This is a genomic window from Protofrankia symbiont of Coriaria myrtifolia (assembly GCF_900634755.1).
GTDB classification, from domain to species: domain Bacteria; phylum Actinomycetota; class Actinomycetes; order Frankiales; family Frankiaceae; genus Protofrankia; species Protofrankia coriariae.
Genome location: NZ_CAAAFS010000121.1, coordinates 1 through 14,048, shown reverse-complemented (window position 1 = coordinate 14,048; position 14,048 = coordinate 1). Strand labels below are relative to the sequence as shown.

At 66.8% G+C, this 14,048-nt stretch carries 10 protein-coding genes, 1 tRNA gene and 3 pseudogenes; 9 read left to right on the top strand and 5 right to left on the bottom strand.

The window, feature by feature from the left end:
• Positions 1–38: 38 nt before the first annotated feature.
• Both CM1CMNOD_RS06665 and ssb read right to left on the bottom strand, forming a co-directional pair.
• Positions 39–1,931 carry a hypothetical protein gene (locus tag CM1CMNOD_RS06665; RefSeq protein WP_050803384.1) on the bottom strand — a complete coding sequence of 631 codons (1,893 nt, stop codon included), beginning with the start codon at positions 1,929–1,931 and terminating at the stop codon, positions 39–41.
• Between the two features lie 360 nt (positions 1,932–2,291).
• Positions 2,292–2,918 (bottom strand): single-stranded DNA-binding protein, encoded by a 627-nt coding sequence (ssb, locus tag CM1CMNOD_RS06660; protein WP_013872906.1) that lies wholly within the window; start codon positions 2,916–2,918, stop codon positions 2,292–2,294.
• Between the two features lie 325 nt (positions 2,919–3,243).
• Here ssb and CM1CMNOD_RS06655 point away from each other — a divergent pair.
• Positions 3,244–3,316 (top strand) — tRNA-Arg (locus CM1CMNOD_RS06655).
• A gap of 152 nt (positions 3,317–3,468) precedes the next feature.
• On the opposite strand, the pseudogene CM1CMNOD_RS23890 reads toward CM1CMNOD_RS06655, so the two are convergent.
• Positions 3,469–3,930, bottom strand: a pseudogene (locus tag CM1CMNOD_RS23890) (Fic family protein); the annotation flags it as partial.
• A gap of 250 nt (positions 3,931–4,180) precedes the next feature.
• Here CM1CMNOD_RS23890 and CM1CMNOD_RS06645 point away from each other — a divergent pair.
• On the top strand, positions 4,181–4,930 hold the full coding sequence (locus CM1CMNOD_RS06645) for an NUDIX hydrolase (RefSeq protein ID WP_013872904.1): 750 nt from the start codon (positions 4,181–4,183) through the stop codon (positions 4,928–4,930).
• Positions 4,927–6,105, top strand: a complete 1,179-nt coding sequence (locus CM1CMNOD_RS06640) for a 5'-methylthioadenosine/S-adenosylhomocysteine nucleosidase (RefSeq protein WP_043603193.1) — start codon at positions 4,927–4,929, stop codon at positions 6,103–6,105. The genes CM1CMNOD_RS06645 and CM1CMNOD_RS06640 overlap by 4 nt, the downstream gene beginning before the upstream one ends.
• A 341-nt stretch (positions 6,106–6,446) precedes the next feature.
• Here the strand turns inward: CM1CMNOD_RS06640 and CM1CMNOD_RS22875 are convergent, their stop codons facing one another.
• The gene (locus CM1CMNOD_RS22875) at positions 6,447–6,929 is read right to left on the bottom strand and encodes a hypothetical protein (protein WP_237703019.1); all 483 of its coding nucleotides are present in this window, start codon (positions 6,927–6,929) and stop codon (positions 6,447–6,449) included.
• A 40-nt stretch (positions 6,930–6,969) separates the two neighbouring features.
• Here CM1CMNOD_RS22875 and CM1CMNOD_RS22870 point away from each other — a divergent pair, with 40 nt between their 5' ends.
• The 3 genes and pseudogenes from CM1CMNOD_RS22870 to CM1CMNOD_RS22865 all read left to right on the top strand — a co-directional run.
• The gene (locus CM1CMNOD_RS22870; RefSeq protein WP_043603181.1) at positions 6,970–8,046 is read left to right on the top strand and encodes a hypothetical protein; all 1,077 of its coding nucleotides are present in this window, start codon (positions 6,970–6,972) and stop codon (positions 8,044–8,046) included.
• A 249-nt stretch (positions 8,047–8,295) separates the two neighbouring features.
• Positions 8,296–8,427, top strand: a complete 132-nt coding sequence (locus tag CM1CMNOD_RS23565) for a hypothetical protein (RefSeq protein WP_258165215.1) — start codon at positions 8,296–8,298, stop codon at positions 8,425–8,427.
• A gap of 99 nt (positions 8,428–8,526) precedes the next feature.
• Positions 8,527–9,149: pseudogene (locus tag CM1CMNOD_RS22865) on the top strand (ISL3 family transposase); the annotation flags it as partial.
• Between the two features lie 240 nt (positions 9,150–9,389).
• Here CM1CMNOD_RS22865 and CM1CMNOD_RS24355 read toward each other — a convergent pair.
• Positions 9,390–9,548, bottom strand: a pseudogene (locus tag CM1CMNOD_RS24355) (helix-turn-helix domain-containing protein); the annotation flags it as partial.
• Between the two features lie 646 nt (positions 9,549–10,194).
• Between CM1CMNOD_RS24355 and CM1CMNOD_RS06620 the strand changes: the two are divergent.
• The 3 genes from CM1CMNOD_RS06620 to CM1CMNOD_RS23560 all read left to right on the top strand — a co-directional run bounded on the left by CM1CMNOD_RS06620 (position 10,195) and on the right by CM1CMNOD_RS23560 (position 13,103).
• Positions 10,195–11,658 (top strand): mannitol dehydrogenase family protein, encoded by a 1,464-nt coding sequence (locus CM1CMNOD_RS06620; protein WP_043605284.1) that lies wholly within the window; start codon positions 10,195–10,197, stop codon positions 11,656–11,658.
• A complete protein-coding gene (locus tag CM1CMNOD_RS06615) occupies positions 11,655–12,509 on the top strand; it encodes an HAD family hydrolase (RefSeq protein WP_013872901.1) in 855 nt (284 codons plus the stop codon). The genes CM1CMNOD_RS06620 and CM1CMNOD_RS06615 overlap by 4 nt, the downstream gene beginning before the upstream one ends.
• A gap of 465 nt (positions 12,510–12,974) precedes the next feature.
• Positions 12,975–13,103, top strand: coding sequence for a hypothetical protein (locus CM1CMNOD_RS23560; protein WP_013872900.1), 129 nt, complete (start codon positions 12,975–12,977; stop codon positions 13,101–13,103).
• Positions 13,104–14,048 lie beyond the last annotated feature (945 nt).

The window sequence follows — 14,048 nt, the reverse complement described above, 5'->3', positions numbered from 1 at the left end:
CGCTGTCCGGCCCATCCCAGTGGCCCTCGGTTCGCCTGTCAGCTCGCTCTGAGGCGGATCGTCGGCATCGCTCCCGATCCCACCGCGCCCACCTGGCCCTCCGACACCAGGACGCTGACCGTGCCCTGTCTGGAATCGACCCGGACGGGCAGGTCCACCTGGTCGAGGAGACGTTCACGACCGTCTCCCGCCGGGGTGTAGAACACCTTCAGCGTCACCGAACGATCATCCTTCATGGCCGGAACATCACGTGTGGTCGGAACATCGCTGACTTTTGAACGAGGTCCGAGGGCGGTCGCGTCCACCCCGCCGGGGCTGATGATGAGCCGGCTGCTCAGTGGCCGGTCCGGGTTCATCGAGAAGGAGCTCCGCCTGCCATCCGCGGTCACCTCGATACGGGCCGCTCGGGTGCCGGCCGGTACCGCCGCGCTGACGCCGACGGCAACGTTCACCCCGTCGACCACCCGCAGACGCTCCAGCCATCCCGCCGACGGCGATGACAGCGTCCGGTTGTAACCGATGGCCAGCCTGAGCAGGTACGGCGACCGGTCCGGATGGTCGGCGACGACATCGAAGTCGGCCTGCTTCCGTGACACCGCGTACAGCACCCGGTCATCCAGCGTCGGCGAGTTGGCCACCACCGACGTTGGGTGCATGAGAAACGCCGGGTCGACCGAAACGATGACCAACGTCGGACCGGGCCGAGCATTGATCATATTCGACAGATTGCGATCACGCTGGGTGAACTCCATGTTGTCCTGCGACGCGACGACCAGGATGAACCCGCTGAGGGCAAGACCCGCGACGGCAACGAGACCGGTGGTACGCGGCCACGCCGACGCCATGTCCACCAGCCCGCGGGCTCCGAACAGGACGAGCGTGACCAGCACCGGCATGAGGTAGAAGGGGCCGATGCAACGGGTGCCGCCCCACAGTTCGGCTGCGTTCCAGGCGCCCCAGAACGCCACATACCCAATGATCAGGAGCAGGGCGCCGACACCGACGGTGAGCGCCGGAGCGGTCATCCGCCGGCGGATGACCGTCGCGACCGACAGGACCGCGAGGACGACCCCGCCGCATGCCCAGGCACCGAGCAGCCAGAGATGATCACCGATCGCGGTGAGCCCTTCGACCAGCCCGAAGTGGTGGGCGGTGTCGGTGGGGAACAGTCGGCGGACCCCGAAGCCCAGCTTGTCCTCAGGCTCCAGCAGCGCGAACGGAAGCTGGAAGGGGTTGCCCGTCGCCGCGGCGTTGTAGCTGAGCAGCAGTGCGAACGGAGCGGCCAGCCCCGCGCCCACCCAGCGCAGCATCCACCACCGCCGTCCACGCGCGCCCCGGCACACCGTCCACAACACAAACGGGCCGAGGACCAGCACGACGTCGTACGGGCGTACCGCTGCCGCAAGCCCCAGGGCCAGCCCGGCCCCGACGAGCGGCACCCGACGACGGGTACGCAGGCCACGGAGCAGTCCGAACACCACGCATTCGGACAGGACGAGCACCGGCAGGTACGGCAGCAGCATCGCGCTCTGAAGGAGCACCAGCGGTGACAGAGCCAACAACCAGGCTGCGACGGCGGCGGTCCGCCGGTCGTCGAGCAGTTCGACCCCGACAAGGTAGGTCATTTCGACCGCAGCGGCCACGACGAGGGCGAGCGCCAGGGCCGTCCCACCCGTGATCACCAGGCTCAGGGCCAGCAATCCGGCGACCACAGGGGTGTACTTCAACACATAGTGGCCGTCGGTAACTATCGCCAGCCACGGCGCGTAGGAGTCGGCCGACGGTGGCGCTGGCGGGAACAGGTCGCCTCCCGCCAACGTCTGGGCCTGTAGCCAGTAGAGCGCCTCGTCGTTGTTGATTGACTGGTAGGGAAAGAGGTGCTGATTGATCAGCACCGCGGCGACGGCGCTGAGCAGGGCCGCTACCGCCACCGTCCAGCCAGGCCCGGATACCGCGGCCAACCGCGATCGCGCAGCCGCGAGCGGGGCCCGCCACCTCGGCCCGTGATCCGCCCGACCGTCCGACCCGCGGTCGGGCAGATGCTGGTCGGAGAGCTTCGAGTGCTGGTCTGTAGGCGGGCCCGTGGGTTGCGTACCCGGCACGTTGCCGTCCGTCCGGGACAGATCCGTCTGCCCCTGTGGTGCTCGGATCGGCATCGGCGTCTCGGCCCCCCGCGTACTGGTCACGGACTGACGCTACCGACAGCTTCCGCACCGATCGGGTACGGGTCCGCGTCCGCGCGAGCGGAGAGCCGACCCAACGGACAATTCGAATCCGTCCTATCAGCCGCATCACGCTGCGGCCGGATCGAGAGCCGTTACTGAAGGTGATATGTCGGCGAGCTCTGCCGCCGACATAGTTACACCGGGCAACGACTCGCCGAACGACTCCTCCGCAGCCCCGTCCGTGCGATTCGCGTCACGGTACTCCGTGCCGGTATCGAGGTGGGTTCTACCCTCGCCAGCGGGTCCACCCGCTCCGTCATGCGTGCCAACGGACTCCCCCGCTGGCGCTGCTCCTTCCGCCGCCTGGCCGCTTCCGTTCTCCCCGCTCGCGCGGACCACCCGCCGGACCTCCGCGGTCTGCCGAGCCAGGTCAACCGCGACGGCGTCGGCGTCCACCTCGTAGACGACCCGACGGTTTCCCTCATGCGTCTCGAAGGACCTCTGCCGTAGCCGCCCGACCACGAGCGTCCTGTCCCCCTTGCGCAACGACGCGCTTACGTTCTCCGCCATGTGCCGCCAGCAGGTGACGGTGATGAAGACGCTGGCGCCGTCCACCCAGCGGTTCTGCGTGCGGTCGAACCGGCGCGCGGTGCTGGCCAGGCGGAGGGAGCAGACGAAGTTCCCGTTCTGCGTGCAGCGCAGTTCGGGGTCGTCGACGAGGTTGCCGAGCAGCGTGACCGATGCCTCAATCATGGTTCCTCCCGGATCATGGGGTAGCCGGCCTGGTTCCGTACGGCGGACGGTTGTTGTGACCGGATTGGCCCCTTACGTCCCGCCTCACACTCTTCAGCTCCGCGGCCGGCTTGGCATCCGCGGTCCGCCACCTGTGGACAAACCGCATCCATCCACAGGTGCGAAGCCGCACGGATGCACGATCCACCCTCGCCGTGGCAGGGTGAGAGCTTTGATCACCGAAGGAGCACCGGAACAAACACACAAAGTACTCATTGAGTCCCATTCCGCTATCGCCAGTAACCGCGCTACGTGATCGCGACAGGAGACAGCACAATGGTGGTGCGCGCCCGTAGCTCAGCGGATAGAGCGAGTGCCTTCTAAGCACCAGGTCGCAGGTTCGATCCCTGCCGGGCGCACCGATCCGCGTATTGCGCGGACAGATCTTCCCCGCCGCGCCAGCAGCTCTGGACGCGCCTTCGACGGCGAAGACGGCGACAGCCGAGGAAGCTTCAAGCGCTGACGCGGCCGTGACCACCGATCGGGCCTCGGCGGGCCGGCGGGTTGCTTGTCAGCTGGTGTACGGGTTCCTCGAGGTCATGGGCGTGCGTGCGACGTCGAGCACCGGCGGTGGGAAGCGGGGCCGGCCGTGTAGTAGCGGGCGCGGGTTCGGCCGACCGGTTCCAGGACCTGTGCGGTGGTGAGATCACGCAGGTCGCGCTGCGTCTGCTGCAGGCTCTCAGCATGCTCGTAGCGTGAGCGGCGGACGCGCCCGGCCATGGCCACATCGTGCAAGGCCGTGACCACCCGCTCGTCCAGACCGGAGGTCTCGGCGAATTCTGAGAGCGCGCGCCAGACCCGCCCGGAGCGGTCGAGCAGGCCCACGGTCTGGGCCTACTAGTGATAGGCGGGTCAGGTTGAACCGGATTCAGCCGGAGATGTCCTGGTCGGGAAGGTATGTCGGGCCCTGGTCGGCGAGTTCGCGATAGTACTCCCAGGTGTTGCCGGGACGGCCGAGCCACACCTCGAACGCGCCGGCCGTGGACCGCGGACGCCGAACGCTCGGGCCAGCCGCGAGATCGCCAGCCGGGTTCGGGAGTGGCACGGGCGACCACACCGCGGGGCCCGTACGCCGTGTCACCCATGCCGCCCCGGCGCCCCGCCACTCCTAGGCACCTCCGTCGTTCGAGACGCCCGGACCGCATCGACCCGGTGGGCCATCCCTGACTGTCCACTTGCCGACAGTTATTTCTGTCGTCGACACAAAAAATTAGTCTTGCAGCGTGATCCATGATCCGTGGGAGCCTCCAGAAGTTCCGCTCGCCGTCGACCTCGTGATCCTCACACTGCGGGGAACGAGCCTGCAGGTGCTATTGATCGAACGTGCGATCGAGCCGTACCAAGGTGCGTTCGCGCTCCCGGGTGGCTTCCTGGCACACGTCGAGGAGGACCTCGGCACGGCGGCGCGGCGGGAGCTCGCCGAGGAGGCCGGCATCGAGGCCGGGAGCCTGTATCTGGAACAGCTCGGCGTCTACGGCGAGCCCGGCCGTGACCCGCGGGGGCGGGTTGTCTCGGTGGCCTACCTTGCCGTCGCGCCGCGGTTGCCGGAACCGGTCGCAGGATCGGACGCCGCGGATGCGAGCTGGCAGCCGACGAACCGAGTCCTCTCAGGCGAGTTGGTTCTCGCTTTCGACCATCGTCGAATCATCACGGACGGCGTCGAACGCGCCCGGGTCAAGCTCGAGAACTCAGCACTTGCCACCGCCTTCTGCGGTCCCGCCTTCACCATCGGTGATCTCCAGGAGGTGTACGAGGCGGTCTGGGGGAGGCCACTCGACCCCAGGAATTTCTACCGAAAGGTCCAGAAAGCCAGCGGGTTCATCGTTCCGGTGGGCAGGGAGCAACGGACCACTGTCGGGCGGCCCGCCCGCCTGTTCCGAGCAGGCCTCAGCTCCGTCCTCTCACCACCGATCACCCGGCCCGTCGCCCCTGCGGCAGATGCCGCCGACACGCACCCGGAAGAGGAGGGATGAGCGTGGCGAACACCCGGCCTATCGTCGTCCTGACGGCTCTCGACCTGGAGTACCAGGCAGTTCATGAACATCTGGTAGACACGCGGCTGCACCGCCATCCGCAGGGAACCCGTTTCGAGGTCGGCCGATTGGCCGGCGGCCAATGCCAGGTGGCGCTGGCACACGTCGGCGTAGGCAATCAGTCGGCAGCGGTGCTCGCCGAACGCGCCATCGCCGAGTTTGCACCGGCGGCTTTGCTCTTCGTCGGCGTCGCCGGCGGCCTTCATCGCCATATCGCACTCGGTGACGTCATCGTGGGCACTCACGTCTACGCCTTCCACGGCGCCACCAGCGAGGACGAAGGGCTCTGGGGGCGACCCCGCACGTGGCCGCTCTCGCACCGCGCCGAACAGATCGCACGCCACCTGTCTCGGACGAGAAGCTGGGCCCGGCCGCCAGTCAAAGCGGACTCCCTCCCACAGGTGCACTTCGGGCCGATCGCGGCGGGCGAGGTGGTGTTGAACTCCACCGTGTCGGCCCTGGCCCGTTGGCTTCACGACCACTACAACGACGCCCTCGCCATCGAGATGGAAGGCGCGGGAGCCAGCCAGGCCGGGCTGCTGAACAGCTCCCTGCCCGTGATCGTGATCCGTGGCGTCAGCGACCACGCCGACGGCACCAAGGAGTCGACCGACCGCCACCTGTGGCAGCAGCGAGCCGTGGCGAACGCGGCCTCGTTCGCCGTGGCACTCGCCGAGGAACTGGCCGTGGACATCGGAAAGACCGATACCGCGGAAACGAGGATCGGGAGGAGATCCACCATGCAGGTACCGAACCAGAACATCCGCAACACCGCGTCGGGGAACGCCCGAGTTGGTGTGCAGGCCGGAGCCCTGCACGGGGGCGTGACCATCGGCGCGACCGGTGAGCAAGTCCCGGCGGACCTGTCGGCGGCGCTTGTCGGCTTCCGCAACGACCTGCAGAACGCACGCAGCGCCGGAACCGTGGACGAGGACACCTACGCGGCCGCCGAAGCCGAGCTCGCCGCAGCTGACGAGGCACTCCAGACGGATTCACCAGCGACCCGCCGAGCGCTGCTGGTCGCCCTCAAGAAGGTCCGTGGGCTGATCGGTGACGTGGCCGACCTCGCCACGAAAATCGGTGTGGCCATCACCATAGCGCAGGGATTGTCGTGACCGACGACTGGGGTTTCTCCTCCGGGTCAGGCGCCCAGCCCAGCCCGGTTTCGTCCTCCAACATCGCCGACGGTTCCTCTCAGGTCGGAGTCCAGGCCGGCGTCGTCCACGGCGGCGTCCACCAGTACACGGTCGCCCCCAATGCGAGTCCGGCGGAGAAGTTCGAGGCCGGTGTCCGCCACCTGGACGGGCGCATGGCCGACCAGGCACGCCAGCTCATGCGCGAGTTCGTGGTCAGCTCCGCGAAGTCTGACCGAGTGCGCTTCCACTGGCTGCTGGCACTGGTCAGCGGACGGTCGAGGGACGAACTGTCAGCCGACGAGTCCAGGCAGCTACGCGACTTACAGGAAGACCAACCCGAGCAGGGCGATGACCCCTGGGCACAGGGCCTGCGTGTGGTGCTCCTGCTGATGGACGCAGCCAAAGGCAGGAACACCGACATCACGGTGGCACTCAAGGAGCTCGATACTCTGCCCGACCAGCAGAGGGGCATGATCCTCCGCCACATGGAACAGTTCCTCGATGGTCCACTCGAGGATGGAGTGTGGAACCGCGCCATCGCCCAAGCCAACGACGAGCAGATGGCCAACGCACGTCTTGACCGGGTCAAGAAGTTTTTTCACCCGAACCCAGCCGAACCACGGACGCGCCCTCCACGCCCCGTCGACATCTCCAGGGAGACTCGGCTGCGCGCCACGGTTTCGGTGGTGGTTCTCGCCGCCTGGGCCATAAACGTCGCCGTGCGCCTGACGACAGCCGGACGGACGTGGACGATGCTTGGGTGCACGCTGATTCTCGCCATCGGCATTATCGCCGTCCGGCACGGGGTGTCCTGGAAGATCGAGTACATCGAAGACGAAGCCGATGCACCGCAGTCCTCCGGAACATTCGCGAAAAGCATCAATCGCGATCTCGAGTACTACGTGGCCAGATACCCACCGACCCGCCGAGTGGCTGCAGTGGACGGCCAGGGCGCGGCGCAGCATCGCCAACGAGATCATCGGCATCTACTGGGAGCGTTGGATCGGCGCCAATCGGGTCGCCTGGCTGCTGCGGCACGCAGCATGGCAGATTCAGAAGATGCGGAGGGACGGGACCCACCTCTCTTGGAGCAGAGCGCAGCGTGCCGTGCCAGAACTCGGTGCGTACGGGCTGGTCGGGGTCACCGTACTCGCGGGCGGAGGTCTGTGGGCACTGGTGGCTACGGCCGGAATCGAGGTACTCCTGGCCCTGGAAACAACATTCGTCGTCACTGTGGCGAGCTACATCCATGTTATCGCCCGACTGGAGAAAGAATGCGAGAAGCGGCGATTCGCCGCCGAACAGGATCAGCACGAAAAGGTCAAGGAGGCACGACAGGCAGGATTCGAGCGGTGGAAGGCCTACCTAGCAGACCGGCCGGACGATCAGGAGATGGCACGGTGGCTCGACTGCGACCGCAGAATACTCCTCGACCGGGCGCTGCACCATTACCGACTGAAAGCGAGCAGCGTCATCGCCCACGCCTTCGTCGAGACACAGGCCGCATCAAGTAAACGAGGGCGAGTCCACCGAGGCCCGTGGCGTTACAACAAATACCAGATCTCGGTCTTTCTCCTCACCGCCGGCGGGGTTCGAAATTTCGTGTCGACCCTAGATTTCACCACGGGACGTTTCACCGAAAAGGGACGGCTGAACTACCACTTCGACTCGGTCGCCTTGATTCGCGTCGACCATGACGCCGAAAATGTGCAGAAACTCGAAATCGTCCTGGTGAACGGCCAGGTGCTCCGGATACAGATGGCAGACACCTCACCGGAGGAGATCACGACGGGCGAGACGGTTGGGCTGGTGGCCAGCCTCACCCAGGACGCCGGCGGACTGCAGCACACCATTCACGTCCTCGAAGGAATCGCCGCCGAGGGCAGGAAATGGTTCCGGCGGACGGCGTCCGGCTGGTGACATAACCTCGCCGACGAGGAACGACTGTGATGGATGGGCGCTGCCGGGGTCTGTGGATGCCTGGGGCCGCCGGGTCGTAACGAGACGTCGGGCTTTCCGGCATGGAAACTACGTCTGTGGCCGGGCCGAAGGCCGGCAGGGCTCCTGCACTGACTGCATGAGCATGCGCGACGAAGCACACCAGCTGCTTGACGCGCTGCCGGAGGACCGGCTATCCGAAGCCGTGGGCTGCTGCGGCAGTGGGCGGCGGTGGAACGCGGCGAGCGCCCCCGTCGTCAGTTCCGTACGACGGCCGTCTTCGATGGCGAGCCGGATCTGGGCGAGCACGTCAAGGGAATCATGCGCGAGGCGTGGGGCGACGAGGATCGCCGCAGCGTGTGATCGTCGTCGACACCGGCCCCGCCCTGACTTGGCTCACGTTAGTGCGGTCCTCACCGAGGCCTGTGGATCTTGTCGAGGGCGTCGGTGAGGTCGTGGGACTGTCGTCAGACCTTCCGGGAGCAAGCGCCAGGGGTTCTGGAGCGCTACCAGCGCCGCACGTCCCGCCTGGCGTGTCAGGTCGGCGCGGTGGTCCGGGAGTTAGCCGGCCGCGCGGGCGAGCGGCTGCCGACCGCGCTGCGGGTGGTCGTCTCCCGAGGCGCCGGCCGCGCGGGCGCTGCCGCGGCTGGCCCCGCCCGCGCGGTCGGCGCCTCGGGTGCTCGGCGACGACTTCGCGCTGCGCCGTAGACGCGTGTACGCCACCGTGCTCGTCGACGTGGAAACCAACGAGCGCGTCTATGTCCTGGCCGACCGCAAGGCCGACAGCCTCGAAGCGTGGCCGCGCGCCCATCCCGGCGTGCAGGTCGTCCGCCGCGACGGCTCCGGCGCCCACGCCGAAGCCGTCCGCCGCGCACGGCGCCTGCTGGGCCAAAGCCGGGCCGCAGCCCCGCGAAGGGACCCGCGCCGTGACCACCCGCGAACGCTGGCGGCAGGTCCACGACCTACTCGACAAGGGCGTCGGCCTGCTGGAATGCTCCCGCCATCTCAATCTCAGCCTGAACACCGTCAAACGCTATGCCCGTGCCGCCGAACCCGACCGGCTGGTCCGGGCGCCGCAGTATAGAGGCATTCATAGATCTTCTTGTGGTACACGCGCATACTCTCGTCGTCGGGAAAGTCCTTCCCCAGTCTCTCGCTGATCTGCTTCGGAGACCAGTTCTCGGCCAGGCCCGCGTTGACCGCGTTGTGCAGTGCTGGCGACGCGACAAGCTTGCGTTCCTTCGGACGGGCCAGCAACGCAACGCATCACGCCGCGCCTGCGCCTCCACCGCCCGATAGATCTTCTCGCCGCCGTTACGCTCGATCTCTCGCGAAATCGTCGAGTGGTGCCGGCCGAGCGCCTTTGCGGATAACCATGCCGAACAGTTCCTGCTCGGCTTCCGGAAAATCAGCTCCCGCTCATCGATTGTCAACTGCTCCCGCCGGCCTATCCACCATCCAGTCCTCGACACCAAGACGATCATCCTATTGAAACGTCGCTACGACCATTTGGCCCCGCCCTCCAGGCATCCACTCGCAGCCGCGACCGGGCTGAGCCCGAACACGGAGCCGACCTGTCAAGCGATTAAAATGATCATAACTATCCGTATCAATAAAGATACAATCAGTCACTACGACGACACATAAAATGTGATATTCCGCACGGACTGCGGTTCAGTTACACCGCAAGCGAGTTCACCAAGGTCCGCCCCGGACTGGGCATCCGGCAGCCGTCGGGCCGGGTCTCGGTCGAGCTTCGAAAACGCCGACGACGAAGGCCTTCTCCAGCTCCTCGGAGCTGGAGAAGGCCTTCCCGGCGCAGGGGTTCACCGACCCGCGGCAGGCCCAGGCTGTCGTGATCGACTGGCGCTACGTGCCCTACAACTACCAGCGCCAACACTCCACGTTCGGAGTCGTCCTGCCGATAGAGTACGAGCAACGAAAGACCGTGTTCACCCGAGAAACGGCCAACAAGCCCTCCACAACCTCGAGGAAGCTCGGACTCTACTTACGATGGAAACGGCGACAAGACATCATCGCAGCACCAGTGACGTAAGCCAGAACCGGCAGACAAACACGGCAGTCGCGGCGGACTCGCCCTTTCCCAGCCTGGGGCGGACGGTGCCGTCCGTGCTCACGGAAAGCACGGTTACGAAGCTGGGGGACCGGGTGGAGACGCCCGCCTACGACAGGCATGCGCTGACCCCGTCCGTCGTTCACCTCAGCGTCGGCGGCTTCGCGCGTGCCCACCCCATCCTGTATTTCGACGACCTTGCCGCCACAGGCGAGACCGGCTGGGGCGTGATCGGAGTCGGCATGCGCAGTCCGGCGATGGGCGAGGTACTCCGCGACCAGGATGGGCTCTACACCGTCGTCGAGCGGGACCGCGACGGGGCCAGCGCTCGACTCGTCGGCGCCCTGATCGACTATCTCTACTTACCGGACCAGCCTGAACAGGTCGCCGACCTGCTGGCGTCCCCGAATACCCGGCTGGTCACGCTGACCGTGACCAGTGAGGGCTACCAGACGCGTCCTGACATGACCACGGTTCGTCACGATCTGGCAACTCCGGGCAATCCGGTGACCGCGGCTGGACTGCTCGTCGCCGCCTTACGTCGACGTCGCGCGGAGGGCACAGGCCCGTTCACAGTGCTGTCCTGTGACAATCTCGACGATTCGGGTGCGGCGACTCGGCTTGCCGTTCTCGAGTTCACGGGCCTGCTCGACGCCCAGACCGGTGAGGACCTCACCTCCTGGGTCCGGGAGAACGTGACCTTCCCCAATGGCATGGTGGACCGCATCACCCCGACCACCAGCCCCGAGCTGCGCGACCAGATCGAGGGCGAATTCGGGGTGCCCGACCGCTGGCCGGTAGTCACGGAGCCGTTCCGGCAGTGGGTCGTCGAGGATGACTTCTGTACCGAGCGGCCTCCGCTGGAGCGTGTCGGCGTGCAGGTGGTCGACGACGTGACCCCGTGGAAGGTCATGAAGGGCCGCCTGCTCAACGGCGGGCACTGCGCACTCGGGTACCTGGGTGTGCTCGCAGCGCTGGAGACCACCGATCAGGCCATGGCCGAGCCTGTGCTGTCGGAGTACATGTCGCGTCTGCTGCGCGAGGAAATCGCCCCGCTGCTCCCGGAGCTGCCCGGCCAGGACACCGACGAGTACGTGACGACGACCCTCGACCGCATCGCGAACCCTGCCATCGGCGACAGTTTGCTGCGGCTGTGCCGGCGAGGGTCGACGAAGGTCCCCCACCATGTGCTGTCCTCGCTGGGAGAGGCCCGCGTGGCGGGCAGGCCGCACCGGCTGCTGCTGGCGGCGCTGGCGGGGTGGCTACGCTTCCTGCGGGGTGAGGACATGGAAGGCCGTCCACTGACCGTCGAGGACTCGCGAGCCGAGGATCTCCGGCGCGCCGCGCATGCCGGTGGCGACGATCCCACGACGCTGCTGGGGTTTCGAGACATTTTCGGTGACCTGGCCGACGACGCTGACCTGGTCGCGGAGCTCGGCGACCTGCTCACGCGAGCATCCCGCGACGGGATTCGCAGCATGCTCGCGGCCGTGCTCGACTTCGACGAGGAGGTCCGGTGACGAGGATCCCGAAGACCCCGGGCTTCGCTGTGCCGGAGGGCCTGGACCCCTCGGTGGTCAGGATCGTGCTCTGCGACGCGGACGACAACCTGTTCCCCTCGGAGGCGCCTGCCTTCACCGCGTCGACTGAGGTCACCAATGACTTCCTGGAACGTATCGGGGTCGACCGCCGTTGGACGCCCGAGGAGCTGCGTCGCGCCGCCATGGGACGCAATTTCCGCTCCGTGGTCCTGCAGGCCGCGGCCGACGCCGGCGTGCCCGTGGAGACTTCAACGGATCCTGTCGAGCCGGCGGAACCGTCCGCGGGAGTCGCTGAGCGCGTGTCGGCCGCCGAGATGGAGTGGTGGGTCGCCGAGGAGAAGCGTCGCGTGAGCGATCGGCTGCGCGAGGTGCTGCGACCGGACCCCGAGGTGCTGGGCCCGCTCGCCAGCATGGGCGAGAGGTACCGCCTGGCCGCGGTGAGCTCGAGCGCGCTGAGCCGCCTGGAGGCATCTTTCACCGCGGCCGGCCTCACTGGGCTGCTTCCGCCCCAGGTGCGCTACAGCGCTGAGGACACGCCCCCGGTTCCCACCAGCAAGCCCGATCCGACCGTCTACCGGATCGCCTGTGAGCGCGAGGGTGTAGCACCCACAGAGGCGGTGGCTGTTGAGGACTCCTTGACGGGGGCGACGGCGGCTGTCCGGGCGGGTATTCCCACCGTCGGCAATCTCCAGTTCGTTCTTCCGGTCGAGCGCGAGGCGCGGATCGCGGCTTTCCACGAGGTCGGCGTGGCGGCCGTGGTGGAGAACTGGTTGCAGCTGGCGTCGTTGCTGCGCGTCGACGAGGCCGAGGGAGACGAGACCGAGGGATGAGCCCGACACCCGCGGAAGCCGTCGCCCAGGTCAGTGCGTACGGTCCGTCCCTGTCGGCCGGTCCAGGCGATCGGTGCCAGTAGGGCCAGGGCGCGTATTCGGTTGTGATCAAGGGGTGGTTCACGTGAGCTCCTTGATCCAGATCATCGAGGCGCGGAGCTGGAGACCCGCAAGATAGCTGCCCGGGGGTCGGGTAGCTCCGGCGCGTTACCGCGCCGGAGCTACCTCAGATGTTCATGGTCTTGGTGGAGCGCCCACGGGTAGATGAAACTGGACATGTCATCCGCTGACGTCGCCAGTTCTTGGTACCGGCGAGTCCGGCCCTCAGATTGACGCTGGAACCCGTCCCGGTTGGGTACCCCGGGTTGCTGCCGTAGAGCGCGAGTCTCAGAATCTTGATCCTCTTGCGGGTTCCGCGGATGACGTGTCCTGCCTGGTCAGGAGATGCGTGGAACAGGAGTTGCCATGGAGATCATCTATCCGCGGTGCGCGGCGATCGACGTGGGCAAGAGGGAGATCGCCGTCGCCGTCCGCACGCCCGGGGACACCGCTGGGGAGCGTCGTCAGCAGATCAGGTCGGTGAGACACAGGTAAGCGCCTGCGGGGAATACGTGGGATGCAGGACACGGCAGTGGTCCCATTCGGAAGAACATTCAGGTGAACAGCATGATCCATCAAGGCCCAAGATGGTCTTGAAAACCGCTACGACAGGCGAGACCGAGCCCGCCAGCGCTCGGACCGTCAGGAGTTTGATCCCGACCGCCGTGTAGCCAACCGTGTAGCCAAGCCGGCAGACGTCCACGGACGACGACGGACGGCCGTGGAACTGGCGCCCAGGTCCGGCCAACTGTATGGACGAACCCGGACGCTGGCAGACGGATCGGACCGACTTTGCAAGGCAGGGGTCCGATGCGGCCGGCGGCACCGAGGTGTAGCAACCGCTGTAGCAACGTCCCCGTACGTCGGCGAACAGCAGCGGACGCCGACGTACGGTCTGATCTTGGCCGGGATCTGTGACGCTTGGTGCAATCCGTACCTTCTAAGCACCAGGCAGGTTCGATCCCTGCTGGGCGCACAACCAGCCCCTGACCAGGCAGAACATAATCGATCAACCCTGGCCGTGCGAGGTGCGCGGAGGCACCGGTGCTCACGGTAGGCGTGGATCAGGGTGAGGTCGAGGCGCGGCTGGCGGCGGGTGAGCTGTCCTGTCCGTGCCGTGGGGGTCGGTTGGCGCGGTGGGGTTAGCGCGGCCGCGGCGGGTACGTGGGGTCGGGCGGCTCGTTCCACGTAGATCCTTCGTCATGTTCGTAGCCGCGTCGACAGGTTAGGGGTACGAGTCCCCTCGTCTCCACCGCCACCAGCCAGGGCCTTCGCCGTCCTCTTCCCGTCGATCAGGGGTGAAGCGGGGTGTCGACGTGACCGGTTGACGCGGCACGGGGAGGCTCGCACAGCTATGTGGAGGGTTCCCACTTTCGTGGACAGTCCTAACTATGCAGCACGAAGTGTTTGTCCGTCAAATTCTTCCTCGAACTCGACAGG